Raw genomic sequence first — 26,503 nt, 5'->3', positions numbered from 1 at the left:
GATCCGAGTCGCCTTTCCAGGAACCCGTCGCGTCGGACACGCCGCCTGTCAGCTGTCGACGTCTCAGGACTGCCGAGCAGTGTTGTTGACGAGGATGGCCAGCTGGGTACGGCTCCGAAGGCCAAGGCGCCGCAAGACCGTGGTGAGGTGGCTCTTGACCGTCGCATCACTGACGAAGAGCCGGGCGGCGATCTCGCCGTTGGTCATTCCCTCGGCGACAAGGAGGGCCACCGCCCGCTGACGTTCAGTCAGCCGGGTCAGAGCGCCCAGCTGCGCAGGGATCTCCGCCGGGCCGGTCGGTTCGGAGGTCAGGAATTGCACGAGGTGGCGCGCGAATGTTGGGTCGAGGGCGAGCCCGTCCTTGGACACGGCGCGGATGCCGTCGACCAACTGCGGCGCGGCGACCCTCCGAGAAAGGTAGCCCCTCGCCCCGGCGCGCAACGCCTCTGCCAGATCGTGCTCGGACTCGTTCTCGGCAAGGATCAGTACCGCTCGGTCGCGAAGGCACAATGCACTGACGGACGCCGCTTGCACGTGCTGTAGCAGCCCCTGGCGGATGACGACGACGTGTGGGTCCACCCGGTCGGCCAGCGAGCATGCCGAAGCGACGTCTCCCACTTCGCCCACGACGACCATGTCGGGTTCGCGCTCGACCAGCACGCGGAGTCCGATGCGGTAGATCTCGTGGTCTTCGCACAGCAACACTCGAACATGCTCCGACCCGGACATGGGCCAGACCTGTTCAAGGGATAGGTCTGGATGGGAAGCGGCACTTGACTCAGGTTGGAACGTCATCAGGATCCCCTTGACGTGGCACGACATCGCTCTTGCAATCGAACGGCCCGGTCCTGCAGGCGCGACGAATGCCCCCAGCGAACTGATAGTGACGGACACTTCAAGCTAGATATACCGCGAGCGCGGAAATGAATCCACACATCGTGGCGGATGGTAATAAATACGGCTACAGACTGTAATAAGCCGTCCCCTCGAGTCAGACGGGCGCTGCCCGTCCACAAGGGGACCTTCGCCCAGGGCCTCGCTCGGACTGGGCGTTCGGTGCTCATCCCTCTGCGACCGTCGAGTTTCGGGCACTCGCTTGGTTCCGACCTTGGGATTAGCCGCCTCAACCTTCGGATGGGAAGCCTTCACCGGATGGGCGGTGGCCTTCTTACCCCTTGGGGGGAGCGGAAGGCACGAGGTCGCTACCTGCGGTGGATGTGTATTGGCTGTGGGTTCCTTAGCGTATGGGTTGTCCTGACGCTGGAACTCCGCAAGGCAACCGGGACGACAATCGTTTCTCCCGCAACGTTCCCGATAGATGGAGTCAGTCATGCACCAGACCATGATCGTCGCGAAGATGCGCTCCGAGGATGCGCCAGCAGTAGCCGAGATCTTCAGCCGCTCCGACGCGACATCCATGCCTCAGGACATCGGCGTCATCGGTCGCTCCCTGTATCGCTTTCACGGGATCTACGTGCACCTGATCGATTTCGCACGGCCGGCGTCAGATGCGATGAGGACGGCGGCGCAATTGCCCTCTTTCCGTGCGGTGAGCGACGAGCTGCGCCCGTACATCGAGGCCTACGACCCGAATTGGACTTCACCCGCGGACGCCATGGCAGACCGCTTCTACCACTGGACATCACAGGCGCACCAAGGCTGAATTCACCCTCGTAGCCGACCGGTGGGACGACCTCGATGTCGACGACGGGTTGGCAGACCCACGGCTTCATGTTCCGTTGCGAATACCTGCGAATAGAGGGACCCGATGACACAGACACTGGAGCCGGTGGTGTTGCCCGCCGGTCGGACGGAATGGACCAAGTGCCCGGGCTGCGGGTGCCTTGTCTACCACAAGCGACTGGATCGAAACCTCCGGGTGTGTCCCGAGTGCGAACACCACGTGCGGATGGGGGCGCGGGCCAGGATCGAGCTGCTGGTCGACCCGGGAAGTTTCCGCGAGGCCGACTTCGATCCGCTGATGCCCGATCCGCTCGAATTCTCCGACTCCCGTCCCTATCGGGACCGGGTCGCCGGTGCAACCGCCAGTTCCGGCGAATCAGAGGCGGTCATCGTCGGCGCCGCGCTTCTCGGTGGCCGTGAGGCAATTCTCGCCGTCATGGAATTCGCCTTCATGGGCGGAAGCATGGGCCTGGAGGTCGGCCGACGGGTGAGCGAGGCGGCCAGCCTGGCCCTCCATCAGCGAAAGCCCTTGATCGTAGTGTGTGCAAGCGGCGGAGCACGGATGCAGGAAGGCGTCTTCTCGCTTCTGCAGATGGCGCGCACCGCGCTCGCCTTCGCTCAGCTTCGCGAGGCGGGCGTGCTGTCGGTGTGTGTGCTCACCGATCCGACGTACGGCGGTGTCTCGGCATCCTTCGCCAGTCTGGGTTCGGTGGTTCTCGCCGAAAGGGGCGCCCACATCGGATTCGCCGGCCCGCGCGTCGTGCAGGAGACCATCCGTGCGGCGCTGCCGGATGGCTTTCAGTCCGCCGAGTCGCAGCTCTCGCACGGCCTGGTGGACAGGGTGGAGAACAGGGCAGACCTCCGGCCCCTGCTGATTCGGCTGATCAATCTGCACGCCGAGAGAAGGATGACCACCGCAGCTGATCCCGTTCCCGAGCCCGCCGCGACGCGGTCGACCGGATCTGCGGCGATGCGCGACTCATGGGCCGCGGTCCAAGCCGCGCGCAACGTTGAGCGACCGACCACAGCGGATTACATTCGGCTTGTCTTCGACGATTTCGTCGAGTTGCACGGTGATCGTGCCTATGCCGATGACCCCGCGGTTGTCGGCGGGGTGGCATCCGTCGCGGGGCGGTCTGTTGTGGTCATCGGCAGCCAGAAGGGGCACACCGTCAAGGATCTCGTCGCCCACAATTTCGGGATGGCCCACCCAGAGGGGTACCGAAAGGCGATGCGCCTGATGGAGCACGCCGAGTCATTCGGGTTGCCGGTGGTCACTTTTGTGGACACCCCCGGCGCTCACCCCGGCCCCGACGCTGAGGAACGCGGGCAGTCCATCGCCATCGCCGAAACCATCATGCGCAGCTCGCGGCTGCGCGTTCCGGTGGTTGCCGTCATCACCGGTGAAGGCGGCAGCGGTGGCGCCCTCGCCCTGTGCACCTCGGATCGGTTGCTGGTGCTGGAGAACGCCTTCCTCTCGGTGATCAGTCCGGAAGGGTGTGCGGCGATCCTGTGGCGGAGCGCGTCGTCGGCGCCGGCTGCGGCCACGGCGTTGCAACTCGGGGCGGCGCAGTTGCTGCACAGCGGCATCGCCACCTCGGTCGTACCAGAACCGCCTGGCGGGGCCCAAGCGGATCCCGCTGCCTGCGCACGAACGCTCCGCGAGATCATCCTCCGTGAGATAGACGAGCTGAGCGACGTCTCTCCCGACGATCTACTCTCGGGACGGGAGCAACGTTTCTCCCAGCTCGGCGGGGAACTGATGACCCCGATGACGACCGACATCGCCAGCTGAGGCGGCCCGAGATGACACCGAACAGCGAACTTGCATCCGCCAATGGTCAGGTTCCCGGGGCGGCAGCGCTCCTGCAGACGGCCGGCAAACCGGAGTCGATGCTCGAGCTGCGGCAGGAACTAGCCGAACTCGCGCGCACCCTGCCCGGCGATCTGCGCCGTCTACGAGTCCGCGGCGGCGACCGCGAGATCGAGGTCGAGTGGGCCGACCAGGTGAGAACCGTGCAGTCGGTCGTCGATCAACCGGGGACGGCTCTCGCCGGCGGGACGGGGGATATCGCCACCCCGGTTTCCGCGCCGATCGAGGATGCCGCGTCCACAGCGGTGCGGGCACCGCTGGTCGGCTGCTACTACGCCGCGCCGTCACCCGGTGCAGAACCGTTCGTGCGGGTCGGCGACGACGTTGAGGCCGACACCACGGTGGCGATCATCGAGGCGATGAAGATGATGAACCCGATCGTCGCCGGCGAGTCCGGCGTCGTCGCCGAAGTGTTGGTGAGCAACGGTGAATCCGTCGAATACGACCAGATCCTGCTTCGGCTTCGCCCGAAGGAGCACGGCGCATGATCCGGAAACTGCTCATCGCCAACCGTGGCGAGATCGCCGTTCGAATTGCCAGGACGTGCCGTGAACTGGGCATCGAGGTCGTCGCGGTGTACAGCTCCGCCGATCGGGAATCCGAAGTCGTTCGGTTGGCCGACATCGCCGTGAACATCGGTCCGCCCGCACCGCGGCGGAGCTATCTGAACATTCCCAACATCATCGAGGCGGCCCTGCAGACGGGTGCCGAGGCCGTCCATCCGGGTTACGGATTCCTCTCCGAGGATCCGGATTTCGCGGAAATCTGCGAGTCGGCCGGGCTCACCTTCGTCGGTCCTCCGCCGTCGGTGATGCAGGACATGGGCAACAAGGCCACGGCGCGACGGCTCATGCACGAGGCCGGGCTGCCGATGCTACCCGGAGTGGTCGAGCCGGTGCGCTCGGTACACGAGGGGCAGAGGATCGCCGCCGACATCGGGTATCCCGTTATCATCAAGGCTGCTGCCGGTGGCGGAGGGCGCGGGATGAGCGTCGTCCACAGCGCGGCCGACTTCAGCGAAGCCTATGTCAGCACCCGCGAAGTGGCCAGAGCGGTCTTCAACGACCCGGCTGTCTATGTTGAGCGCTACCTGGCCGGTGCGCGCCACGTAGAGGTGCAGGTGCTATGCGATCAGCATGGCAACGGCGTCTCTCTGGGAGAGCGCGATTGTTCGTTGCAGCGCCGTCATCAAAAGCTTTTGGAGGAGGCGCCAGCCGCCCACATGACGGTCGAGCAGCGCGAACAGCTGGGAGCGTTGGCGGTGCGCGGTGCGCTGTCCGTCGGCTACACCGGCGCGGGGACCATGGAATTCCTGGTCGACGGCAGCGGCGAGCCCTACTTCATGGAGATGAATGCCCGAATCCAGGTGGAGCACCCCGTCACCGAGATGCTGACCGGAATCGACTTGATCCGCGAGCAGATCTTGATCGCGGATGGACTGCCGCTCGCCTTCGGGCAACAGGATGTCCGTTGCAGCGGAGCCGCCATCGAATGCCGGATCAATGCGGAGGATCCGGCGCGGGGGTTCGCTCCCACTCCCGGTCGGCTCGACGTCTATAGAGCGCCGGCCGGGCCATGGACGAGGTTGGACACCGGGTACCGTGAGGGCGATCAGGTAAGTCCGCACTACGACTCATTGCTGGCGAAACTCATCGTGTGGGCGCCCACCCGGGATCAGGCACTCTCGAGGATGGACCGGGCGTTGGCCGAGATGGCGGTGTCCGGCCCGGGCCTGTCCACGACGGCGACCCTGCACCGGGCGTTGCTGCGGCACCCCGACATTCGCGCCGACCGGCATGACGTCCAGTTCCTCGACCGCGAAATGCCCAGCCTGCTCGCCAGTGCGGCGGAGATCCATCAGCTCGGGAGCCGCACCCCCGCCTTGACGGCAGATTTCGTGTCGGCCGTCCCAGCCCCCGCGCAGCCGACCTGGCCTCGCGGCCTACCCCCACGCCCCACCCCAGACGGAGGTCACCCCAGCATGAATGACACCTTCACAATCAGCGATCTGATGACGCTGCTCAGCAAAAAGGCGGGTCTGCCAATCGCCGACCACACCGACAACCCATCCGGACGGTTCTCCGATGTCGGGCTCGACTCGCTGGCATTTCTCGAGATGCAGACCGCGCTGAAAAGCACCTATGGCGTCGAGCTGCCTGACGATCAGACGGAGCACTACACGTTCGGCGAGATCGTCGACGTGGTGCAGAGCCATCTCGCTATGCGTCCCCTCGAACAAGCCTCGTGATCGGGATGAACTCGATGAGCCGACCGGAGGCTGACCGATGAGCACGGACTCGACAAGCCCGCTACCGGAATCCGCGAACGTGGAACCGGAAGGGCATACCTACAACTCCATCGTGATTGATGCCCCGCTGGATCTGGTGTGGCAGGTGACCAACGACCTCGGCAATTGGCCGAACCTGTTCACGGAGTACGCATCGGTCGACATCCTCGAAAACCGGGACGACACCTACTTCCTGTTCCGGCTGACCATGCATCCGGACGCCAATGGGACGGTCTGGAGTTGGGTCTCTGAGCGGACTCTCGACCCGATCGCCCATCGAGTGACTGCACGGCGGGTCGAGCCGGGACCATTCGAGTTCATGAACATCGATTGGACGTACCGGCAGGTTGCGGGCGGGACCACGATGCGTTGGATGCAGACCTTCCGGATGCGCCCCACCGCGCCCGTTGACACCGCCACCATGACCAGGCGGATCGATGCCAATACCAAGATCCAGATGGCTGTCATTGCGCAGAAGGTGCAGGCAGTCGCCGAATCGAACGCGGCGCAGCCCGTCCCCTTGCCCACCACTGCCTGAGGAGTTCCGTTGACCACCACCGTGCACCCCCCCTCTGCCGTCACCTGCGGCCCGATCGTGCATCGCGATGAAACCCAGCCGAACCACCGGCGGGGCGGGGACATCCGCACCCTGCTGTCACCCGCAAGTGTGGGCGCAACTGCAGCCTTCATGGGAACACTCACGCTCGCGCCCGGCGAGGTCGTCACGGAACACTGGCATCCATACTCCGAGGAGTTCCTCTATTGCGTCTCGGGTGACGTCTTGATCACCGTCGACGGTGAGCAGCGCCGATTAGTGGCGGAGTCAGCCATCCACATTCCCATCGGGGTCCGTCACCGCATCGTCAACGATCGCGCGGTGCCTGCCTTCTTCGTCTTCACCTGCGGTCCGCTGGCGCCACGCCCCGAACTCGGCCACGTCGACACGGAGCCGTCACCCGGATCGCTCGGCGGGGTCCGATGAGCACCGGAAGGAGAGTCGTCGTCACCGGTATCGGCGTTGTCGCACCCGGCGGCGTCGGAAAGCAGGCGTTCTGGAACCTGCTGACCGAGGGTCGTACCGCCACCCGCAGGATCAGCTTCTTCGACGCCACGCGGTTTCGATCGCAGATCGCCGCAGAAGTCGACTTCGACCCGCTGGCTTACGGACTGACGCCCCAGGAGATCTACCGCAACGACCGCTTCATCCAGTTCGCTGTCGTCGCAGCGGATGAGGCCGTTGCAGACAGTGGCCTGGATCTGCGCTCGGGCGGAGGAGTCGACCACGACCGCCTCGCGATCAGCCTGGGCAGTGCGGTAGGCGCGACGATGCGGCTCGAGGAGGGGTACGTCAACGTCAGCAACCACGGTCGGGACTGGCTCGTCGACCCCGCATACGGGTCGAAGTTCCTGTACAACTCGCTGGTTCCCAGCAGTGCAGCCACCGAACTTGCGGTCCGCTTCCACGCACACGGGCCTGCATCGGTCATGTCGACCGGTTGCACGTCCGGCATCGACGCCGTCGGATACGGGACCCAGCTGATCCAGGATGGCGACGCGGACATCGTCATCGCGGGGGCGAGTGACGCCCCCATCTCGCCGATCTCCGTTGCGTGTTTCGACACGATTCATGCGACGTCCGCGCGCAACGATGACCCAGAACACGCATCGCGGCCGTTCGACGCGACCCGGGACGGGTTCGTGATGGGCGAGGGCGCGGCGGTGCTGATCCTGGAGGAATACGCCGGCGCTCGGGCGCGGGGCGCCCATATCTACTGCGAGATCGGCGGCTTCGCCAACAGGTGCAACGCGTTTCACATGACAGGGCTGCGCCCGGACGGGGTGGAGATGAGCGCCGCGATCGATGCCGCGCTCGACCAGGCAAGACTCGACCCGAAGACCGTCGATTATGTCAACGCCCATGGCTCGGGCACCAAGCAGAACGACAGGCACGAGACCGCCGCGGTCAAGCGAAGTCTCGGTGAGCACGCCTACGACATCTCGATGAGCTCGATCAAGTCCATGGTCGGGCACTCGCTCGGTGCAATCGGCTCCATCGAGCTGGTCGCGTGCAGCCTCGCCATCGAGCACGGCGTCGTTCCGCCCACCGCAAACCTGGAGAACCCCGACCCCGAGTGCGATCTGGACTACGTGCCGAAGATCGCTCGTGAGATGCCAGTGGACGTGGTGGTATCGGTCGGCAGCGGCTTCGGCGGGTTCCAGTCCGCCATCGTGCTCGCAAAGCCCGAGGTGGCGGCGTGACAAGGGCGGTCATCACCGGTCTCGGCGTGATTGCGCCCAGCGGTGTCGGCGCCGACCAGCACTGGAAGAGCATCCTTGCCGGTGAACTGAATGTGCGTCGCATCTCGGCTTTCGACCCCACCCGCTACACCACCACGATCGCCGGCCAGGTCGAAGGATTCGACGTGAATGAGCAGGTCGACCCGCGGCTGGTGGTGCAGACCGACCGCTGGACCTGGATGTCACTGGCGGCGACGCAGTTGGCCCTCGACGACGCTCTGTACAATCCGGGTGACCATAGTCCTTATGCGACGTCGGTGGCTCTCGCAGCGGGTTCCGGTGGGAACGAGTTCGGCCAGCGCGAGATGACGGGTCTGTACACCAGCGGTCCACAAGCGGTCGGTGCCTACCAGTCCATCGCCTGGTTCTATGCGGCGAGCACCGGTCAATCGTCTATCCGGCACGCCACCAAGGGCCCGGCCAGCGTGCTGGTGACGGAGGGAGCCGGAGGCCTCGATAGCGTGGGTCATGCGCGGCGGGTGATCCGTCGCGGAACCACGGCAGTCATTGCCGGGGGAACTGAAGCCCCATTGTCCCCGTACGCCCTGACCTGCTACGGCACCAGTGGGTGGTTGACCGCGGCGGCTGATCCCCGTGCCGGCTACAAGCCGTTCGACAAGCAGGCCAACGGGTATGCACCCGGTGAGGGCGGGGCTGTGCTTCTGGTCGAGGACCTCCGCACCGCTGTGGAACGCGGAACTCCTCAGATCTACGGGGAGATCGCCGGATATGCCGCAACCCACGACGCGTTCGACGCCAATGCGCTGGCCCCGGACGCTACGCATATGGCCCGCGCGATGAGCCTTGCAATCGAGGATGCCGGCCTGACGGCCGATGACGTCGACCTGATCGTCGCCGATGCGGCGGGAGTGGCCGAAATGGATGCCCTCGAAGCGTCCGCGCTGCGGATGGTTTTCGGTGACCGGATCAGCGCCGTACCGGTCACGGCTCCCCAGGGTTTCGTCGGTCGGCTCAACGCCGGCGGTTCGGCGCTGAGTGTCGCCACTGCGCTGCTGGCCATCCGCGATGGTGTGGCGCCGGCGGTCGGCAACCTCGACGAGCCGGATCCGTCGTACGGACTCGATCTGGTGCGGGTGCCTCGCGAGCTCGACCTGAACGTCGTGTTGATCAACGCCCGTGGGTTCGGCGGCTTCAACAGCTCGATGGTGCTGCGAAGGATTGACCCCGCGAATTTGCAAGGCATGACCGAGGAGGGGGCCTCATGACCGAACCCGCGATCAGGACGGTGCTGCGGATGCGCGCCCGCGAAGGGATGGAGGCCGAGTTCCAAAGGGCGTGGGAACGCGCGGCTGCCGAGATAAGTCGGGTGCCCGGCAACGTGCGACAAGAGCTCTCGCGCGACCTAGAAGACTCACGCACATTTGTCATCACCAGTGACTGGATCGACCGCGCAGCAGTGGACGCGTTCGGCCGCAGCGATCAGCGTGAGGCGCTGACCGCGGGTCTGCGTGACCTGCGCGAGGAGGCGGCCAGGAGCACGTACGAGTTGCTGACCATCGTCCCGGCGACGAAGCCGCTGCCGATCCGCATCGATCTTACCACCCGGGTCAGTCCGGGAGAGGAAGAGGCGTTCGAGCATGCGTACCAAATAGTCACGTCCCGGCTAGCGGACACGCCCGGCCTGGTGCGCGAAGAACTGCTGAAGGAACCGGGATCCTTCGTTTACCACATCTTCGCCGAGTGGGAATCGGAGCAGGACTTCATCAACTGGGTCGAGGATCCCTCGCACGCCGATCAAAGTGGTCCGCTGGCGCGGTGGTTGTCCGTCGAATTCGCGCGGCGGGTGTTCGAGATCCGCTACCGCCCCCCTCAGCACCGACGGACTTCGGACACGCCCGAGTTCCCTGCGGTGCAACGATCCTCCTCGCAGCCGTCCATCGCCGCGCCAGTGACGGCACCGGCGCCGGTGGTTGCCGTTGCGCCTACCCTTGCGGTCGACGCAGCGGCAACACCTTCGCCGGTGGCGGGGCCATTGCCGAAGCCGACAGCTGCTCCATCTCCTGAACCGGTGGCGGCAGCCGCTGCGACGTCAGCACTCCCCGCCACCCACGACACGGTGAGCCCGCACGGCAGCGGAATCTACGATGTCGAGGTGCTGGTGGTCGGCGGCGGGCCCGTGGGACTGACTTGTGCCATCGAGTTGGCTCGGCGGGGGATCGCGGTGCGGATCATTGACAAGCGGCCGGTGGCCGCCTCCCAGGCGGACAAGGCTATCGGCATCCATTGCCGGACGATGGAGATATGGGAGGACCAGGGCGTTGTCGCGGACGCGATCCGGGCAGGGGTCTGGTTGCACGGCCAGACGGTGTATGTGAATGGAAAGCTGACCCATCAGGTCGACTGGTCAGGACTGACCGATCTTCCCTACGCGCACCTCGGCCTGCCGCAATACGAAACGGAACGCATCCTGAGCGACCGCCTCGCCTCACTCGGGGTCACCCTGGAGCGGGGCATCGAGCTGGTCGACTTCGAGCAGGACGTGGATGGGGTGTCGGCGACACTGAGAAGCGCCTCCGGCGCCACAAGCGTGACCCGAGCGCAGTTTCTGATCGGATGCGACGGTGGACACAGCGCTGTCCGCGCGGGCCTCGGACTGAGGTTCGAGGGCGGCCTGTCGATGTTCCCGCAGCTGTTCATGCTGGGCGACGTTGAACTCGATTGGACGATGCCCCAGGGCCATCTCCTTCGCTTCGTACGGATCGAGGACGACGGCGACTTCACCGGGATGCTGGTCTGCGTCCCGCTGCACGGTCGCGGGCGCTACCGCGTTGCGACCCTTGCTCCGCAGCCGCTGCAGAAGACCATCGGGGCGGGGGTCGTTCCCGCGGGATTTTGGCAGGAGTACACGCCCCCGACGCTCGCCGATATCCAAGCCGTGCTGGACGATCTGGCACCCGAGCCGACCACCGCCAGCAACCTGCGATGGTCATCGATCTTCCGCATCAAGCACGGCATCGTCGACAGATACCGGGAAGGCCGCGTCTTCGTCGCCGGGGACGCCGCACACCTGCATCCCCCAGCTGGCGGGCAGGGCATGAACACCGGCATCCAGGACGCATGGAATCTGGGCTGGAAGCTCGCGCTCGCCGTACGCGGAAACGCCGCGCCCGGCCTGCTAGACAGCTACGACGCCGAGCGGCGTCCGGCAGGCAAAGCGATCGTCGATCGGGCCGTCGCCCTCGCCTTCACCGACGAGATGGACATGGAGGACGAGAAGGCACAGTTCCTGCTTGAGATGCAGATGACCATGAATTACTCCGGAAGCGCACTGGTCGGCGAGGACATCGGCACTGACGGGCTTCTCGGGGGGCCTGCGCCGGGGGCGCGGGCACCAGATGTGCACGGACTCACCATGTTTGGAGTAGGACACCCACTTCGCCTTTTCGAAGTCACGCGCGGAACAAGATCGACGCTGCTGCTCTACGCCGACGAAACAGTGACCGAGGACGACTTCATCGAAGCGGAAGAACTCGCCGCGGCGGTGTGGCAGCAGTCTTGTGGCCAGGTCGGTGCGTATCTGATCGCGAGTACGGGTGCCCAGGTCCCGGTGCATCTCGACGTTCCCGTCCTCCGGGACAGCGCCGGCAACTTCCGGAAAACCTACGAGGGCCAAGCACTCACGGCCTACCTGATCCGCCCGGACGGTCACGTCGGGTATCGCACCGCGAGGGCCACGCTCGCCGCAATCAACGACCACCTGCAGCAGATCTTCGTCCATAACCAGCCGACGATGAGTCAATCGGCCGCGTAGGCGAATCGCCCCGAGCAACCCTAGCGAGAGGAAAAGCCATGACCTTCCGTCCCTTCCGCAACGTGATCGTCTGTCACCTGGTTCCCGGCAGCGAGGACAAGGTCGGTGCCGTCTTCGGCCACTACGACCAGATCACCCGACCGCAGGACCTGGGTGTCATCGGCCGCACCCTCCTGTCCCACGACGACCTCTACATCCACGTCCTTGACCGCAAACAGGACCCGGAGGTGTCCGGCCAGCGGCGAGGGCTGCCGGCGTTCCAGCAGATCGCGGAAGAGATCGGTCCGTACGTCACACCGTACCCCCGTTACTGGGAGAACCCGTCGCACTCCGTGGCCAAGCAGTTCTACCGTTGGGTTCCGGACGGGGATGTCCCCGAGGACCGGGCACTGACCGTCATCATCCAGCGAATGAAGCCGGATGCAGAATCCGACATCGCTCGGGTGTTCGCTGACTCCGACGCCGGCCCGCTGCCGATCGAAACGGGCGTTACTGGGCGATGGCTGTACTCCATCGACGACGTCTTCGTGCACCTGCTGGAGCAGGACAAGGCCAAGGCGGCAGCCGTGCGGCAAAATCACGAATTTCACCGGCCGGCTTTCGCCCGCATCATGAACGACCTAAGCCCGTACCTCTCGCCGTACCGGCCGGACCACTGGCAGACCCCGAAGGACTCGGTCGCCAACGCGTTCTACCGCTGGCAGGCCGAGGACTGGACTCCCCCGACCGACGAATGACGCGTGCGGCCGGCGACGCCTGCGCGATGATGTCTGCGACGCGGGCGGGCGTGGCTCCGGCTCGGAAGGTTGAGGACGTGCGTGGTACGGCGGTGCGAATCATGGTCGGTCCTCCTTCTGCAGTGCCTCGCGGCAGGTTTCAGTCGTCTACTGCTCAGCCCTCGCCGACGGCAATGCCGCGCGGACACACTCTAAGGCGTTGGCTGAGCTCGCCTCGCGAGGAAGGTATCCGTGTGCGTCTGCCTCCGTGTGCTTCGTCGGACCGGTCTCGGATGCCGATTGGGGGCCCACCATGACGACACGAACACCGTCTCGGTTCAGGGCTTCGACAAGGAGCAGCGCGGCATCACCGAATTCAGAACTCACCAGGGCGATGTGCGGCGCAAACACCTCGGATAGCTCGAGGGCGCGCGCAGGTTCAGCGGCCTCCCCGACAATTTCGATCTGCGGTAGCAACCTCAGAACCGTACAAAGGCCGATTCGATACACCTCATCGTCGTCGCAGATCAGCACCCGGAAGCGGGGTCGTGGACGGCTAAGCACGAGGATCTGGCGCACACGAACTCTGGTCATCGCCGACCGGCCTCTGTGCACGGCAGTGTGTGCGGTCCGTCCAGACGACGGTAGAACGGGGCCATAGGGCTTGTGTACATCCCTGACCGAGATGATCGGCGTGTTCATGAGGCTCCAGGTTGCAGGTGGAGTTTCATCCTCGCTCTTTGCGGCGCTCATCGCGTCATCCCTCCGCAGGCACTTCCAATACTGCGATCGCGGTACTCCGCATGCCGCGCGGGGTGGATGCCGGGGCTCCGCCCCGCCCCGCCCGATGGTCGGATGAGACGGGACGTGGGACGGCCGATCGGCCGGGCCGGGTGGCATCCCCGCATGCCCGCGTGGATCGGCGACGTCATCGCGGCCGCGTTCATCGTCGCCTCGGCGTACCTTCGGTTCTCGGGGGCGGATTTCCGTCCGATCGACGTGTTCACGACCGCCCTCGTGATCGCTCCGGCGCTCATTCTTCCGCTCCGGCGCAGGTGGCCGATCGCCGTTCTCGCGGCGTGCGTCGCGCTCTATGCATTGGCGGCGTTTACGGAGTCGCTTTGGCCCGGAATAGTCCTGGCCATCGCGATCGCGATGTTCGGCGTTGCCAACCGTTTGCGCCGGCGGGCGGCCCTGTTTGCGGCGCTCGTCACGATCGGCGTGATCGTCGGAATCAATGTTCTTGCTTCGCTCAGCACCCTCCTGGACGTGCGAGCATTCGCATTGGTGGTCACGGTGGCTTTCGCTGCCGCGGCTGGGGAAGGAGCGAGATCGCGGCGGGATTACATAGTCGCGATCACCGAGCGCGCCGAGCACGCCGAAGAAACCAAGGAGTCGGAGGCGAGGCGACGCGTGTCGGAGGAGCGGCTTCGGATCGCACGCGACCTACACGACGCGGTCGCGCATCAGATCGCTGTGATCAACCTACATGCGGGTGTGGCGTTCTCGGCAATTCCCTCCCGGCCAGACGACGCGCAGGAAGCGGTCCGCACGATCCGTAGCGCCGCGCGCACGGTGCTCAGCGAAATCAGCGCGCTCCTCGAGGTCTTGAGGACGGACGATGATGAAGGCACGCGCGAGATCTCGCCGCAGCCAGGTATCGAACGACTCGATGAGCTGGTCGGCCAGTTCGAGGAGGCAGGACTCGCTGTGACGATCGAGATCGAGGGAGACATCACGAAGGCCGGAGTGGGTGCCCAGATCGTCGCCTACCGGGTCATCCAGGAGGGCCTCACCAACGCCCACAAACACGGTGCAGACTCTTGTGCTCACGTCCTGATCCGGGTCGAGCTTGACACACTCGAGATCGTGGTCACCAATCCGACCCTTCCCAGCGAGACGCCTCCCACGCTCGAGACGTCCGGGGACCGTAGATCCGGCTCTGCTCTCGGACTGATCGGCTTGCGGGAACGGGTGGCCGCGGCGCGCGGCACCGTGGAAGCCGGCCCCACACTCGGTGGGTGGCAAGTGGCAGCGACTCTTCCCGTGAGCACGGACGGGCGCCGATGACCACCGTGCTCGTCGTCGACGACCAGTTCCTGATCCGCGAGGCGGTGTGCCACATCCTGTCGCACGCGGACGGGATCGATGTAGTGGGCGAAGCGGTCGACGGGCACGAAGCGGTCGCCGCCGCCGCGCGTCTGAACCCCGATGTGATTGTGATGGACATCCGGATGCCGCGACTCGACGGCATCGCCGCGACAGCGGCCATCTGCGCCCACCCCGACCTCGCTTCGACACGAGTACTGATCCTCACGACCTTCGAGGAAGACGAATACATCGTTGCCGGGTTACGCGCCGGCGCAAGCGGATTCATCGGCAAGGGATCCGGGCCGGACGAGATCGTGCATGCCGTGCGGTCCGTGCACGCTGGCGACGCCCTGCTCTCGCCCACGGCAACCCGGAGCCTCATCATGAAGTACATCCATGCAGCTATCCCCTCCGACGCGTCGCACAGCATCCCGCCCGAGCTGGACAGACTCACCGAACGCGAGCGTGAGGTCCTCCTGCTCGTCGCGCGCGGCCGGTCGAATCAGGAGATCGCGGACACCCTGCACATCTCGCCGTACACCGCGAAGACTCATGTGAACCACGTCATGACCAAGATGACCGCACACGACCGCGCCCAACTCGTCGTCCTGGCCTACGAGACCGGCCTCCTGGCGCCGAGGTCACCCTGACACCCCGCGATGACGAATCTCGTGGACCCAAGCGCCGCGGTGGAGGATTGGCTACAGCGCAATACCCATCCTCCCTAGGATGAGTCGCAACAGGCCCTTTTCCCTCCCGTCTCGAAGTAAGGAGCCCCGTGTCCGCAATCGCCACTCCCAGCCGCCACCGCGTCCTCGCGGATGTCCTCACCCGCCCGTCGGCCCGTTCCCGTGCATTCGCAGTGGACGGCGTCCTCGTGCTCTCCGGCGTTGCCCTCGTCTCGCTGCTCGCCAAGGTTTCCTTCTTCCTCGGTCCCGTCCCAATCACCGGACAGACCCTCGGCGTGATCCTGGTCGGCGCCGCACTCGGCGCTAAGAGGGGTGCCGCCAGCCTGACAACGTACATGCTGCTCGGCCTCGCCGGGCTTCCGATCTTCGCGGGACCGGTCGCGGGGCCTGCGTATGTGCTTTCGCCCTCCTTCGGATTCATCGTCGGCTTCATCCCGGCCGCCTTCGTGGCCGGCTGGTTCGCCGAGCGCGCATGGGACCGCAAGCCGGTGCTCGCATTCGCCGGCTTCGCCGCGGCGAGCATCATCCCATTCGTCTTCGGCGTTCCCTACCTGGCGTTTATCTTGAGCACCGTGCTCGGCGTCGACATCACTTTCGCGTCCGTGATGGAGGTCGGAGTGCTGCCGTTCATTGCCGGTGGGGTCATCAAGGCCGCCTTCGCGGCGCTGCTCGTCCCCCTGGCGTGGCGCGGCGTGCGCACCCTTGACGCGCGCAAGTAGCACCAGACACCGACAGGGCCTCGCCGCCTGCGGTAGGTACCGTTGGCGTTCCGGCGTGCGCTGAGGCGAGCGTCGCAGCGACTGCAGATCGCGAACAATACCCGGCGGAGAGCGTGATTCAAGATTTGGGCGCAGCTTGTCGGAGGCCAGGGTCTTACACGGAGAGATCATGCCCGCCCGAGGAAGTACGACGAGGAGACCAGGCTCACGCGGTCCGGTCCTTCAGGAGCGGTGCGATGAGGGAAAATCCGACTTCATCAAGAACGACCGGAGTGACACCACGAAAAGGAACTCGACCCCACCCCCTGGCTGTGTCGGGCGGGGGGTCCAGGAGTTCCGGCGCGCCCTGGGGGGAGGGGGCGGCTAGGATTGTCGACCGAGCCCACTCGGTTCGTCGGCAGGCCCGAAGGTGGTGCATATGGACGGTATCTCGGCGCTTGTCGTCCTGGCGATCACCTGGACCCTGCTCGGACTCGGTGCGGCGCTCGCGGTCGGGCGCATGGTGCGCCGCAGCAATGAGGAGAACGGACTCTTTGGGAGCTTGCATGCCCCGCCGCCAAGCGACAGGCCCCACCCGCGCATAAACCGCAGCGTCACTGATCGCGAGAGTCCTGGAACGACCGAGGACGGCGATCGGAAGCCTCTCTAAGTGCGAGCTCCGGGCGGCGGCGCTGATGCTCCCCGGTCCACAATGCGTGTCGAGGTCCTATCCACCCGCAGGTTCCGTTCGCTCAAGTTCGGGAGGTGGGCGAGCCGCGCGGCGCATGGTCCGTTCGGCCCACCCCGCGAGCCGCCGTGGAGGCGCATGGTCCGCTCGGCCCACGCCGCGAAGCCGCCGTGGAGGGCCACGGCAATGGCGATCAGCGCGACGAAACCCGTGCGGCGGTGTGTTCCCAGCGAACGTCGTCGTGGCGCACGATGATCGCCAGGATGAGGAACGCGAGGCTGACTCGTTCGCCCGCCGCGGCTCGGCCTTCTCCCGCTTCAGACGCTTGATCTCCGCCGCGGCGCCCGTCGTGCAACCCGGCCCGTCGCCGGCATCGATCTGGCCGCGGCGGATCCAGATCCGGATCGTCTCCGGCGGACGCCGTCGATGCGGGCGTTGGCGGACGACATGACCACATGCTGTCCAACGCTGAGTTCGCGACGGCCCGGGCTACGGGCGCCCAGTTCGCTCGGGATGGCTTTGGGAAGTGACTCAAGACCACGTCAAGATCGGGTGACGGAGAGCCGTGCTCATCACGAGACGGATCGCAATCGCGCGTGACGCGACGCTCAACCGGGCAACGATCGGAGGGGGCCCGGTCGCGGGCGTGGCCCCATTCGTCTTCCGATAGCGGGAAAGGAGCGCAACGGAACGGTGACCGCGAAGGGACCAGCTCGAGCAGCCCGCACGACTCTCGATGCTGGAGTCCAACGATGAACGCTGTCTTTCAATGGTCGAACGTACGAGACTATCGCTCCGCCCCGTTCTTGCGTGCCATTCCTCCCCGCGCCGCGGACCGGGCGCAAGGCTCGCGACCTGCGGACGGCGAAAGCATGGCCAGACGGGGACCGGCACAAATCCCTCGCCTCGCGGGCGTTGGGGTCTGGACCCTCGACATGCGTGGGCATAGTGTGACAATCGCAATCCCGGGTAGCGCGTCCAGATTTGGGCCGACCCGCCCGGTTATAGCTGGCGATGCATTCGTGAGGAGATTGGGCCGACATGTCGCGCAGCCGGATCGTGGCTACCTTTCCGTCGGACGATCACACCCTGGTCGTCCTGTTCGCATCGCCTGATGACGCGGCTTGGGCTGATGACGCCGGCGTGCAGCTGCTCAGTGGCCGCCTGGCAAAGGCGCAAGGCCGCAACCGGGACTCGCCGACGGAGATCGTGCTCGCCGTCGAGGCGCCTCAACGGGACGAGTTGGTTGTGGACCAGGTCGTAGTCGGCGACCGGGTGGTGGGGCCGCGCTTCGTCCATGGTGTGAGGTCGCCGATGGAGCTCAAGGTGCCGCATACAGAGGCGCGTTTCCCGTATGGCCCTACCCTCGCTGGCGTGCACGTCAGCGTGGCGTGCTGCACGGGCTGCAACGGCGGCATCCATGACCGCGGGTTGGTGGTTCTGAATACCCACACGGGCGGGGGCTGGTCTGGGATCTGGGTGCGCTCTGACATCGACATGCCCTCGGACTACGCGCGCTGGCAGAAGGTCGCCTTCCTGGGCGGGGTGCTGCGGGACGACTCCGGGTCCACAACGGTGAGCGATGAGGGGTGGATGCGGGTGCGGCTGGCCGGAGAGGAACCCCACGATGCGCCAGCCCCCACCCCCGTCAGCGCCGCAGACTTCCCCGCCGAAGGCACCCGCTCGCTTCTCGCGCGGAGCCTGGAGGCCAGCTACGTGGAGCTCGTCGACGCCCGGGTGATAGACGCTCGTCGGGTGGAACCGCCGGAAGCCGATCGCAGCAGCAGCATGCGCCTGCCTCGGATGGAGTTGCGCCTCACCGACGACTCCGGGGCAGAGTCCGTCGCGTGGCTCTACCAGGCGTCCGCCTTTGAACTAGCCAGCGGTGGCCGGATCGCCCGCCTCCGTGGTTTTCTGCACGCGGAGGCCCCGGGGCTCTACGTCCTCCTGGGGGACAAGGAGGAGGACCTCCTCACCAACGAGATTCGAAGTCACTGAGGAGGGAATCCGGCAGCTGCTGGATGAACGGGAGCTGGCCGCCCGAATGTACCGGGTCTCGCGCCAGCCTCTGCAGCGCGTACCCCTTGACGACCCGCGGCTCTGGCCACAAAGAACAAGGGGACGACCGACCTGGGCGACTACTGCCTTGACGACCCGGATAGCGGCGGCCGTGCGTGGTGGCGGGGCAAGCCCGGTCCGGAGGGATCGTGGACACGAGCGCTGGTGGAGTTCACCGGTCCTGGCGGCACGGTGTGTTTCGCGGTCGGGACCCGGAGGTCGATCTGATTCATCGTCTGGGACCTGCCTGTCGCGGCCGAGCGTCGCGCACTGCTGTCTGACGTGAGGTGCTACCGCGTCTTGCGGCAGCTATGAATTCTCCATCCTTGGCCCCAGGCCTCACCCGGTGGTCACGTTGTAGAGCTGTAAGAGTCCTTGGGTGGGACCGCCGAGGTACTCGGCCTCTGCGTTGAGTGTGTCCCCTCGTTGGAGCGGCAAGTTGAGATCGAAGGCGATGGCGTCAATCTCATCGCCGACCTCGATGAATCGACCGCCGTTCAGCACCTTGACTTCTTCCAACCGCAGGCGGCCAGACCATTTGCGCGGCGAGTCAGGGGAGCGGGTGGTCGTGAGGCAGTGGGCTACGATCTGCGCTCGATTTGGGGCTGCGGGTATCACCTATCCGATGGTATAGGCAGTGCCGCTACAGGAGGTAGGCGGCGTAGAGATAGCTGGCGTCGACGTAGACGTGCACGGTACGCGTGCTTGACACGGCCGAATTGCACATGTCGAAGAGGTTCCCGACTCCGTCACTTGACCCGTCCTTCAACTGCCGCCAGCCGAGACCGCCGAGATGTGCCCAGGCGGACTGACTGACGTGGGAGGAGAACGTTGCGGTGATCAATTGGTTGTACAGCCACTCTGGCTCGCCTGGCCCTGTACTGCCGTTGCTCGCGTGTAGCGTGATCTGGGCGCCATTGACGGCGATGTTAGTAACGGAAACACCAGAGTCGCCTCCGCCATACGCGTCGCTACTCGGCGTGGAGTCGGCGGTTAGACCGTCGTTCCCACCCGAAGGGTAGACGTCTGTCGCGTCGCCCCGATTGGCGTTCAGATTGAGGTCCCGTTGTCCGTCGGCCTGTTCGATGTCGACCAAGTAGTGGTCCTCATCTGTGTTGTTCGCCTGGCTATCGTCGCAGTGCTCGACCAGCAGCCCGGCCGCCGGGAGTTGGTCGTCGTAGCCGGTTTGCTGACGGTTCGATAGCAGGAAGTATTCGCTAGCCGCCTGATTGCCGATCGGCAACTTGACTACTTGAGCGGATGTCTCATACGGGTCTAGCGTGATGTTCTGCGCGGCGTTGTAGATCACGGTCGGATTGACCCAGCCGGCTTGTATCTTGCACCATGCCGTCGGGTGGGCCGGTCGATCGCCTCCGCCGTTCCAACTACCCGCTGCCATGAGGTCCCAGGCACCAGTACCAGCGGAGGAGTAGTCGGTGTCGTACAGGTCCGGCCAGCCCATCAGCAGGTGACCGAGCTCGTGGGCCATGACGCCGATCCGGCCGTCTTCAGGCGCCATGAAGTATAGGGAGAGGTTCACTCCGTTGTGCGTCTGGGGTGTGATCCCCCACTTGTGTGACCAGATGTCATTGCTGTTTCCCGTTTGTTCGGCGCCGCTTCCCGCACAGATCAGAACGAGCGCTTCGACGTCGCCGTCGCCGTCGCCGTCATACAGAGAGAAGTCCACATCTTGGGCTGCGATGTTGAGTACGTCTTCGACGAGACCCTGCGCGTTCTGCGGGTGCGCCCCGAAGCCGAAGTTGTTGTTCGTGTAATAGCTCTTCGGGTTGGGGGCCCTATACCACCCGGCCACTTGGCCGTGGCCTCCGTTGACGGTACCTGTCACGTCGAGTGACCCGTATGAGACCTCGCTGAAAAAATCTCGCATACTTCCGCCCTGCAGCGTGCCCTGGGAGAAGAGCAGGTCCCTATAGTGGTCAGCGGCCGTTTGTGCGGGTGCGTCTGGGAAGTCGACGAGCAGGACCACTACGTTGCGTTGGCCCACCACGGCAGCCAGGTTCTTTTTCGGGGCGCTCAGCGTATCTGGCCGCGTCCTCGATGGTCTGGTGAGGATCTTCCCGAGCGTTTCGAGGTCGAGGAGGCCTCGCTGCCGTTTAGACGGAAGGGATTCCCCGGAAAGAAGAGCCTCTTTCGATCGAACGATCTCGTCCAGCAACCGAGGTTCGGCCATCACGACGCAGTCGGGACGTGTTGAAGGAGTGCGTTGTTGCAACATGATTCGCTTCCGATTGTTCTACGGCTTTTTGGGGGTGCGTGGCGGGCGCCGTACGGATGGTGCGGCGGCAGGCGCGGGCAGGTGCTCCAGCGGGCTTGGCGCCAGGCCGGTAGGAGGCGTGCCTCGGACAGAAGTGCTCCGAGTTATCCGATCGAGCGGACGCGGGACCATGGCCGCACCCGCGGCGGTGGCATCGCCCCCGAGGGGTTGTGGCAATCGGTTCATCGGGCGCGGGCGCAGCGGTGACGCGGCCTCCTCGGGCGAAGATCGGAGCGCGCGCTCGGCGAGCTGATCCAGGTCGATGGGGGCCCGCGGGCCGTGGCCATCCACCATGCCGGCGGCGCTGACATCGTGTACCGCCACGAGCGGCTGCGGGGAGGGTGGCTCAGCCTCAACCCGGTTAGCAGAATCGCTTCCTCTTGTGTCCCTCTGATCGAGTGAGACGGGAGGCGGAGAACCGGAAGCGCGATGTGGGAGAACTGCCGCCTCGGCTTGCGCTTCGGGTATCCCTATATTGATAGTTTGCGGTGCGCCGATTTTTATGATTATGGGCTTCATTGTGTGAGGGTCCTTGCTGCCCGTTCTTGACAAGCAACTGCGCTTGCTCCATCTTCGTCATTGCAGAGGCAACGCGCCGGTCCGCGTTGCGTACCTCCATGAGGCATCACGCGAATCTCGGGGCTGTGCAATTTGGTTGCAGTGTGGCACTGCTTGAGCGGCGCGTCAACAGGTCGACGAGACGCACCCGAAGTGCCGGTGAGTCAACGTGTGCCATTGACGGATTCCGCGGTACGGGCTATCTTGCCGACTAACTGAGTAGATTCCACACTGGTCGAATCTGGAGGGGCCCGATGGTGGCAGTCGCTCTGTACCAGTACACCCACTACACCGGCGTTCCGTTCAATCCCGGCGATGAAGTGGTTTGGTGGTTTGGGCCGTGGGAATGGTGGAAGCACGGGGTGGTTGTGACAGCTCATCCATTCAACGCCTCGTCATCCAATCGCTCACTGGAGGTAGTGCATACCCGTTCGGAAAGCTACCCGGGCGATCCTGAAGGACACAGACTCATCGTCGCCACTGTTCGCAACACCGGACCGGACCCGATCATGATCTTCTACCTGACTGTCACCGATATTGCTCCGTAGGAGACTCAATGCGATACATGGTTCAGCATCGATCCGGGCGGATTGTCGCGGTGACGAGTGCAGAGGATGGGGCACCGCGGGCTGTAGTGAGTTCTGCTGATGGCGTCGAGGTGGTAGAGGTCGACATGTCGGATGATCCGTTCGATGCATCTCGTCTTCTCGGCGAAGACGTGGCTACGGTTCTCGGGCAGCTACGCATCAAGACCCACGCCGAGGTGGACTCGGCAGAGAAAGACTGATCATCCCGCGGACCATCACCCGCTCCTCGGATCGCTTTTCGAAGATCTGTCGACCGCGATCTGGATCGTCAGCCAAGCAGGTACGAAGAGAAGGCGAGCCTTCATGTCAGTCTCAAACCAATTCACCTACGATCCGGCACAAGTGGTCACTCTCGAAGCGGCGCTGGATTTGCCTCACACGAAGCCTCTCGGCCAGAACAACAACGACGACGGGCAGGCACGCGCGCTGGCGTACCCGGATTTCACGTATCGTCATGTTTGGGGTGACCTTCGCGGGTGGGTGCGACTCAACCTCACCAGTTCCGTCATCAGGAAGACCACCAACGTCTTTGCCTCCATCAGCGAGGCCGACCCGATAGTGACCTCCACGGACCCCATCCCGGCACCGTTCCTCGGTGCCGCCGTCATGACGGTCGCGAATATCGCCCCTTACAATGGAGGAGTACAGGTACTCGTCTCAGTCAGCTGGGACGCGCCGCTTTTCACGGTAGTCTCTTACGTTTTCGTGAACCCCTGAGTCCGTACTCGAGAGAATCACCTGCCGAACGCGCCCAATCTACGCTCAGTCGCAGGATCCACGTTGATCTTGGACGGACCGATCCGAAGTTGCGGGTGCACGGCGACCTGCGGGACTCGTTTCCCTAGCTAATATCGACTCGATCTGAGCGACGCCTCGATTCCGCAGCTGCACGCACGCTCATAAGCGGGTCCTTTGCCGTGCGTAGTGAGGTCCGCCTTCCCACGGACCGCCGGATTGACTCGAGTAGTTGCGTCGTCCAGCACACGCGGCCCGCCGGCCCGCGTCGACAAGTCTGCGGGTGCGGTTCCCCATCCGTCCCGACGGGTGTATCACGCACCCTTCCCTAGCCTCACTAACTTTGTCGGGCTCACCGACGCCGAGAGATACGTCATGGTCGGCGGATCGCCACTACTAGCTACTACTTCCCCAACAGCTCCCCGATTCGCCGCGAGAAAGGAGTTTCCGGTGACTGACAATCCGAGCGAAAACCTCAACTCCCCGGCTCACGCCGATCGGGCGGCCGCCTCGGAGGGCGCCTCCCCGACAGCCAGCAGCGCCACGATGTCGGAGCTGCCGTCTCCGCCTGAGGCAGCTGAGCCTCTCGTGCCGTGGTGGAACCGGGCCTCGTTCTGGAGAGGGCTTGGCAGACCCGCGCTCGCGTTGCTGGCAGCCCTCGCGTCCATACTCATTCCTCTAGCGGTCCTTCAGCTGTGGGCGGAAGTTCCGGTCTTCGTGATCGATGGGCCGGGGTCAGACGAGTGGCCATACATCGCTGCGGCAATCCTCTTCTTCCTGGGGATAGTCGGGACAGTCTTCATCATCCTTGGACCCAAGTTCAATGAAGCCTGGCAGCCCGTCTTCTGGGCGCTGGGCATCGGCCTCTACGGAGTTGTGGCCGCCTTCCTACTGAGCAATAGGGCAATGGCCGCGCTCAACGAGGTTGCGTGGTGGCCGAAGGACGCCCTCGACCTTCAAGCGCTGATCTTCGCGTTGGTGTCTACGGCGCTCGTTCCGATTATCGCCGCCGTCCACGTCGCTGGAGTGGAAAAGAGTGAGACGTCCGCGGCCACCACGGTCTTGATGTTGTGGACAGCAATTGTCGTATTCGGGATCTCGTACGTCGCCGCTTCCACAGTGCACGGGGACTCAGCATTCGTCTGCGCGACAGCGACTTCGGTGAACTGCGTCGACGCCGACGCCTGGCCGCAGTATGCGCTCCTCATCGGACTTCCGGGAGTCGCCGCTGCTCTGGCAAAAAAGGACGACGGGAAGCTAATCAGTCATGACGAGTCTGCCGTTGCGACTAATCAAGTCACAACCGTCCAGTATGTTGCATTCAATGCCATCGCGATGGTCTTTGTTGTTGGTGGGCTCCTGCTAACGCATCGATTGGGGGAGATCCCAGAGATTTTGCTCGCTCTGACAGGGGCATCTGCTCTTACCTATTCGTTGGTCAAGCCATCCGCCGCTCGGTGAATCTGCCTACTCACGGTTCCCGACATCAACTCGGCCAGCACTCGTCTGCGGCACACCTCGCCGGCACGACGCCAATTCCACCGACAAGCGTGCAGTGAGAGTGCCCGTGGCCGGGTCCTCCATCGCGCTGTCCACAGAGTTCGATCGGAACCGGCGGAGCGGTGCAGGTCACGACACGTCTCCAGGATCGCTCTTCGCCAACTGCGACGAGTCGCGTCAGGAAGCGCTCTGCATGGCTGGAATGAGTGGCATATTCTGCAGTGGCAAATAGCGGTCTTCCGGCACGAAAGCGGTCTTCGCAAATCCGATGTAAGCCAGCGGCTTGGAGCGGACGCCTGAGTTCGAGTCCAGCAACTCGGCGACGTCGGCGACCGGCTCGACGAAGTCGCGCACCAACGGGATCAGTTGCAGAAACTTGACCAGAGGCGACCGAGCGAGGAAGCGGAAACCGTAGTCTCTCAAGTGCGCGGCGGCTTCCTCAGCCGTCTCCTCGGCCTCTTCGACGATCCGATGGATCGCCCACGCTCGCGTGCCCTCGGGCTGGAGAAGCACAGCCTCCAAACGGGACTCAAGTTCACGGCGGAACGAGGGTAGGAGATCACCGTACTTGTTCCGAAAGGCGACCAGTCGATCGACGGAGAAGTCCGCGTCGGCGTCGGGAGTAGTGCGTCCAGCACTACCGACCGCAGTTCGGCTGTCCGCGAGACACCGGCGGCCACCTCACGCGTCGTCCGATGCTCGGTGTCGGTGACGCCCGACGCGGCGCCGAACCCTGCCAGCAATGCCTCCATCGACGTCGGCCGGTCCGTGACCGGAACCCACGAGTCGGTGACGCCCGCAGATCGTGTTGCCCAATCGCTTCCAGGATGGCAGAGGGCGATTGCCAATGCAGCCATCCATTCTTGTGCGGTCTTCTTCTCCACGAGCAACCACGGGTGCAGGCTCGAGGCATCCGCTAGTCCGGCCACGAGCAGGGTCTCGATCAGTGAGACCTCAAGGAGCTTGTCATTGTGAATGCGCGAGACCTCTCCGTCGGTAAGGCTCCGTCGTCGGGACTGCAGCTCCTCGATGGGGAGGCTTGAGATATACGCCTGGAACCCGTCGACGAACGACCAGCTTGCTGCGCTGGGTTGGGCGGGGAGGAGGAGACCTTCTTTCAAGAGGTTTCGCGTTTGATCGCTAAGCGTTTCGGGGTTCTCTAGGAAGTCGTCGGGGATGATCGACGCGACAGAGTCCCAATAGAGAAGTGTGCTGAAGAACCAGGGAGTGTCCGGAACGTCGATCATGGGGAAGTAGAGCGCTGCGGTCACGGGACAAAGATATGACTCCGAATCGAGGATCGCGAGTCCCACAAGCGTCGCTCCCATAGACGGGCTTGCCTATACCGCGACCGGATAGCTTGGTGATCGTCGGCTGGTCCGCAGGGTCCGGTCGATGCGTCACGCGATTGGGAAGTAAAGGGCGGCCCATCGATACAGGATGTGTGAATGCGCGGGTCTCGCGGAGGGTTCTAATCCCTGCACCGATGAGGTTCTGCCTGTACCGGGGGGAGCGCTCGCGGAAGCTTCGTGCGCGTAGTGCTTACGCCGACCCTAGAGAGGTGGATACGGAGCTATCGTCTGCGCCCGGAAGCCGGTCCTTGGGTTCTTGCGGTGGTCGCAACACTTACTGAATGGAGAGTGTTGTGGCGGGCTTGGCTTTGAGGTTCCGTCTGGATCTGGTCCAGCAGGCGTGGGAGGGCTTTCAGGCGGGGCAGTTCGCGAGTGAGGTGGGCGAGCGAATCGGTGTGAATCGTACGACGGCGAAACGGATGCTTGTGGCCGCGGGCGGGGTGCGGCCGCGCCGTGGCCGGAATCTGCAGGGCCGGTATCTGTCGTTCGCGGAGCGTGAGGAGATCGCGGTCGGTGTCGCGGCGGGCGAGTCGGTGCGGTCGATCGCAGCCCGGATTGGGCGGGCCCCGTCGACGGTGTCGCGGGAGCTGACCCGCAACACGGTGCGTGGCCGATATCGCGCATCGGTGGCGCATGTGACCGC

Annotated in this window: 23 protein-coding genes; 18 read left to right on the top strand and 5 right to left on the bottom strand. The window is 64.7% G+C overall.

Going from position 1 to position 26,503, the window contains the following annotated elements; all coding sequences use genetic code 11:
* Window positions 1–63: 63 nt before the first annotated feature.
* A complete protein-coding gene (locus tag ACLQ2Q_RS21450; protein ID WP_425823777.1) occupies window positions 64–894 on the bottom strand; it encodes a LuxR C-terminal-related transcriptional regulator in 831 nt (276 codons plus the stop codon).
* Between the two features lie 436 nt (window positions 895–1,330).
* Here ACLQ2Q_RS21450 and ACLQ2Q_RS21445 point away from each other — a divergent pair, with 436 nt between their 5' ends.
* The 14 genes from ACLQ2Q_RS21445 to ACLQ2Q_RS21380 all read left to right on the top strand — a co-directional run bounded on the left by ACLQ2Q_RS21445 (window position 1,331) and on the right by ACLQ2Q_RS21380 (window position 18,793).
* Window positions 1,331–1,663: a TcmI family type II polyketide cyclase gene (locus ACLQ2Q_RS21445; RefSeq protein WP_425823775.1), complete on the top strand. Its 333-nt coding sequence runs from the start codon at window positions 1,331–1,333 to the stop codon at window positions 1,661–1,663.
* 105 nt (window positions 1,664–1,768) lie between these two features.
* Window positions 1,769–3,478: an acetyl-CoA carboxylase carboxyltransferase subunit alpha gene (locus ACLQ2Q_RS21440; protein WP_425823773.1), complete on the top strand. Its 1,710-nt coding sequence runs from the start codon at window positions 1,769–1,771 to the stop codon at window positions 3,476–3,478.
* An 11-nt stretch (window positions 3,479–3,489) separates the two neighbouring features.
* Window positions 3,490–4,044 (top strand): acetyl-CoA carboxylase biotin carboxyl carrier protein, encoded by a 555-nt coding sequence (locus ACLQ2Q_RS21435; protein WP_425823771.1) that lies wholly within the window; start codon window positions 3,490–3,492, stop codon window positions 4,042–4,044.
* Entirely contained in the window at window positions 4,041–5,804 is a 1,764-nt protein-coding gene (locus ACLQ2Q_RS21430) for an acetyl-CoA carboxylase biotin carboxylase subunit (RefSeq protein WP_425823769.1), read from the top strand. Before ACLQ2Q_RS21435 ends, ACLQ2Q_RS21430 begins: the two co-directional genes overlap by 4 nt.
* A 37-nt stretch (window positions 5,805–5,841) precedes the next feature.
* Complete coding sequence (locus ACLQ2Q_RS21425; protein WP_425823767.1) at window positions 5,842–6,381, top strand: SRPBCC family protein; 540 nt, start codon at window positions 5,842–5,844, stop codon at window positions 6,379–6,381.
* A 9-nt stretch (window positions 6,382–6,390) separates the two neighbouring features.
* Entirely contained in the window at window positions 6,391–6,825 is a 435-nt protein-coding gene (locus ACLQ2Q_RS21420; protein ID WP_425823765.1) for a cupin domain-containing protein, read from the top strand.
* Window positions 6,822–8,102 (top strand): beta-ketoacyl-[acyl-carrier-protein] synthase family protein, encoded by a 1,281-nt coding sequence (locus ACLQ2Q_RS21415; protein ID WP_425823763.1) that lies wholly within the window; start codon window positions 6,822–6,824, stop codon window positions 8,100–8,102. The genes ACLQ2Q_RS21420 and ACLQ2Q_RS21415 overlap by 4 nt, the downstream gene beginning before the upstream one ends.
* Window positions 8,099–9,367: a beta-ketoacyl synthase N-terminal-like domain-containing protein gene (locus ACLQ2Q_RS21410; protein ID WP_425823761.1), complete on the top strand. Its 1,269-nt coding sequence runs from the start codon at window positions 8,099–8,101 to the stop codon at window positions 9,365–9,367. The genes ACLQ2Q_RS21415 and ACLQ2Q_RS21410 overlap by 4 nt, the downstream gene beginning before the upstream one ends.
* Window positions 9,364–11,913 carry an FAD-dependent oxidoreductase gene (locus ACLQ2Q_RS21405; RefSeq protein ID WP_425823759.1) on the top strand — a complete coding sequence of 850 codons (2,550 nt, stop codon included), beginning with the start codon at window positions 9,364–9,366 and terminating at the stop codon, window positions 11,911–11,913. Before ACLQ2Q_RS21410 ends, ACLQ2Q_RS21405 begins: the two co-directional genes overlap by 4 nt.
* A gap of 38 nt (window positions 11,914–11,951) precedes the next feature.
* A complete protein-coding gene (locus ACLQ2Q_RS21400; protein WP_425823757.1) occupies window positions 11,952–12,650 on the top strand; it encodes a TcmI family type II polyketide cyclase in 699 nt (232 codons plus the stop codon).
* A gap of 846 nt (window positions 12,651–13,496) precedes the next feature.
* A complete protein-coding gene (locus ACLQ2Q_RS21395; protein WP_425823755.1) occupies window positions 13,497–14,699 on the top strand; it encodes a histidine kinase in 1,203 nt (400 codons plus the stop codon).
* Complete coding sequence (locus ACLQ2Q_RS21390) at window positions 14,696–15,370, top strand: response regulator (protein WP_425823753.1); 675 nt, start codon at window positions 14,696–14,698, stop codon at window positions 15,368–15,370. The genes ACLQ2Q_RS21395 and ACLQ2Q_RS21390 overlap by 4 nt, the downstream gene beginning before the upstream one ends.
* Window positions 15,371–15,498: 128 nt before the next feature.
* Window positions 15,499–16,128, top strand: coding sequence for a biotin transporter BioY (locus ACLQ2Q_RS21385; protein WP_425823751.1), 630 nt, complete (start codon window positions 15,499–15,501; stop codon window positions 16,126–16,128).
* 1,708 nt (window positions 16,129–17,836) lie between these two features.
* On the top strand, window positions 17,837–18,793 hold the full coding sequence (locus ACLQ2Q_RS21380) for a hypothetical protein (protein WP_425823749.1): 957 nt from the start codon (window positions 17,837–17,839) through the stop codon (window positions 18,791–18,793).
* Window positions 18,794–19,192: 399 nt separating this feature from the next.
* Here the strand turns inward: ACLQ2Q_RS21380 and ACLQ2Q_RS21375 are convergent, their stop codons facing one another.
* Together ACLQ2Q_RS21375 and ACLQ2Q_RS21370 are read right to left on the bottom strand one after the other, a co-directional pair.
* A complete protein-coding gene (locus ACLQ2Q_RS21375; RefSeq protein WP_425823747.1) occupies window positions 19,193–19,372 on the bottom strand; it encodes a hypothetical protein in 180 nt (59 codons plus the stop codon).
* Window positions 19,373–19,496: 124 nt separating this feature from the next.
* Entirely contained in the window at window positions 19,497–21,089 is a 1,593-nt protein-coding gene (locus ACLQ2Q_RS21370) for a M6 family metalloprotease domain-containing protein (RefSeq protein WP_425823745.1), read from the bottom strand.
* Window positions 21,090–21,940: 851 nt separating this feature from the next.
* Here ACLQ2Q_RS21370 and ACLQ2Q_RS21365 point away from each other — a divergent pair.
* From ACLQ2Q_RS21365 to ACLQ2Q_RS21355, 3 genes are all read left to right on the top strand, one after another.
* The gene (locus ACLQ2Q_RS21365) at window positions 21,941–22,234 is read left to right on the top strand and encodes a hypothetical protein (protein WP_425823743.1); all 294 of its coding nucleotides are present in this window, start codon (window positions 21,941–21,943) and stop codon (window positions 22,232–22,234) included.
* Between the two features lie 144 nt (window positions 22,235–22,378).
* Complete coding sequence (locus tag ACLQ2Q_RS21360) at window positions 22,379–22,990, top strand: hypothetical protein (RefSeq protein ID WP_425823741.1); 612 nt, start codon at window positions 22,379–22,381, stop codon at window positions 22,988–22,990.
* Between the two features lie 468 nt (window positions 22,991–23,458).
* The gene (locus ACLQ2Q_RS21355) at window positions 23,459–24,469 is read left to right on the top strand and encodes a hypothetical protein (protein ID WP_425823739.1); all 1,011 of its coding nucleotides are present in this window, start codon (window positions 23,459–23,461) and stop codon (window positions 24,467–24,469) included.
* A 216-nt stretch (window positions 24,470–24,685) separates the two neighbouring features.
* On the opposite strand, the gene ACLQ2Q_RS21350 is transcribed toward ACLQ2Q_RS21355, so the two are convergent.
* Complete coding sequence (locus ACLQ2Q_RS21350) at window positions 24,686–24,931, bottom strand: hypothetical protein (protein ID WP_425823737.1); 246 nt, start codon at window positions 24,929–24,931, stop codon at window positions 24,686–24,688.
* Complete coding sequence (locus tag ACLQ2Q_RS21345; protein ID WP_425823735.1) at window positions 24,928–25,779, bottom strand: hypothetical protein; 852 nt, start codon at window positions 25,777–25,779, stop codon at window positions 24,928–24,930. The genes ACLQ2Q_RS21350 and ACLQ2Q_RS21345 overlap by 4 nt, the downstream gene beginning before the upstream one ends.
* A 362-nt stretch (window positions 25,780–26,141) precedes the next feature.
* Between ACLQ2Q_RS21345 and ACLQ2Q_RS21340 the strand changes: the two genes are divergently transcribed.
* On the top strand, window positions 26,142–26,503 hold a 362-nt coding region (locus tag ACLQ2Q_RS21340), incomplete at its 3' end, for a helix-turn-helix domain-containing protein (RefSeq protein ID WP_425823733.1).

This window comes from Microbacterium sp. DT81.1 (assembly GCF_049844955.1).
Lineage (GTDB): Bacteria > Actinomycetota > Actinomycetes > Actinomycetales > Microbacteriaceae > Microbacterium.
The sequence above is the reverse complement of the archived record's forward strand: the minus strand, read 5'-3'. Positions and strand labels throughout refer to the sequence as shown.

What these genes read in the sequence shown, in the direction of transcription:
- ACLQ2Q_RS21445 (WP_425823775.1), top strand. Translation starts at nt 1,331, where the DNA reads ATGCACCAGACCATGATCGTCGCGAAGATGCGCTCCGAGGATGCGCCA.
- ACLQ2Q_RS21390 (WP_425823753.1), top strand. Translation starts at nt 14,696, where the DNA reads ATGACCACCGTGCTCGTCGTCGACGACCAGTTCCTGATCCGCGAGGCG.
- ACLQ2Q_RS21440 (WP_425823773.1), top strand. Translation starts at nt 1,769, where the DNA reads ATGACACAGACACTGGAGCCGGTGGTGTTGCCCGCCGGTCGGACGGAA.
- ACLQ2Q_RS21370 (WP_425823745.1), bottom strand. Translation starts at nt 21,089, where the DNA reads ATGTTGCAACAACGCACTCCTTCAACACGTCCCGACTGCGTCGTGATG.
- ACLQ2Q_RS21400 (WP_425823757.1), top strand. Translation starts at nt 11,952, where the DNA reads ATGACCTTCCGTCCCTTCCGCAACGTGATCGTCTGTCACCTGGTTCCC.
- ACLQ2Q_RS21435 (WP_425823771.1), top strand. Translation starts at nt 3,490, where the DNA reads ATGACACCGAACAGCGAACTTGCATCCGCCAATGGTCAGGTTCCCGGG.
- ACLQ2Q_RS21430 (WP_425823769.1), top strand. Translation starts at nt 4,041, where the DNA reads ATGATCCGGAAACTGCTCATCGCCAACCGTGGCGAGATCGCCGTTCGA.
- ACLQ2Q_RS21425 (WP_425823767.1), top strand. Translation starts at nt 5,842, where the DNA reads ATGAGCACGGACTCGACAAGCCCGCTACCGGAATCCGCGAACGTGGAA.
- ACLQ2Q_RS21415 (WP_425823763.1), top strand. Translation starts at nt 6,822, where the DNA reads ATGAGCACCGGAAGGAGAGTCGTCGTCACCGGTATCGGCGTTGTCGCA.
- ACLQ2Q_RS21380 (WP_425823749.1), top strand. Translation starts at nt 17,837, where the DNA reads ATGTCGCGCAGCCGGATCGTGGCTACCTTTCCGTCGGACGATCACACC.
- ACLQ2Q_RS21405 (WP_425823759.1), top strand. Translation starts at nt 9,364, where the DNA reads ATGACCGAACCCGCGATCAGGACGGTGCTGCGGATGCGCGCCCGCGAA.
- ACLQ2Q_RS21365 (WP_425823743.1), top strand. Translation starts at nt 21,941, where the DNA reads ATGGTGGCAGTCGCTCTGTACCAGTACACCCACTACACCGGCGTTCCG.
- ACLQ2Q_RS21360 (WP_425823741.1), top strand. Translation starts at nt 22,379, where the DNA reads ATGCATCTCGTCTTCTCGGCGAAGACGTGGCTACGGTTCTCGGGCAGC.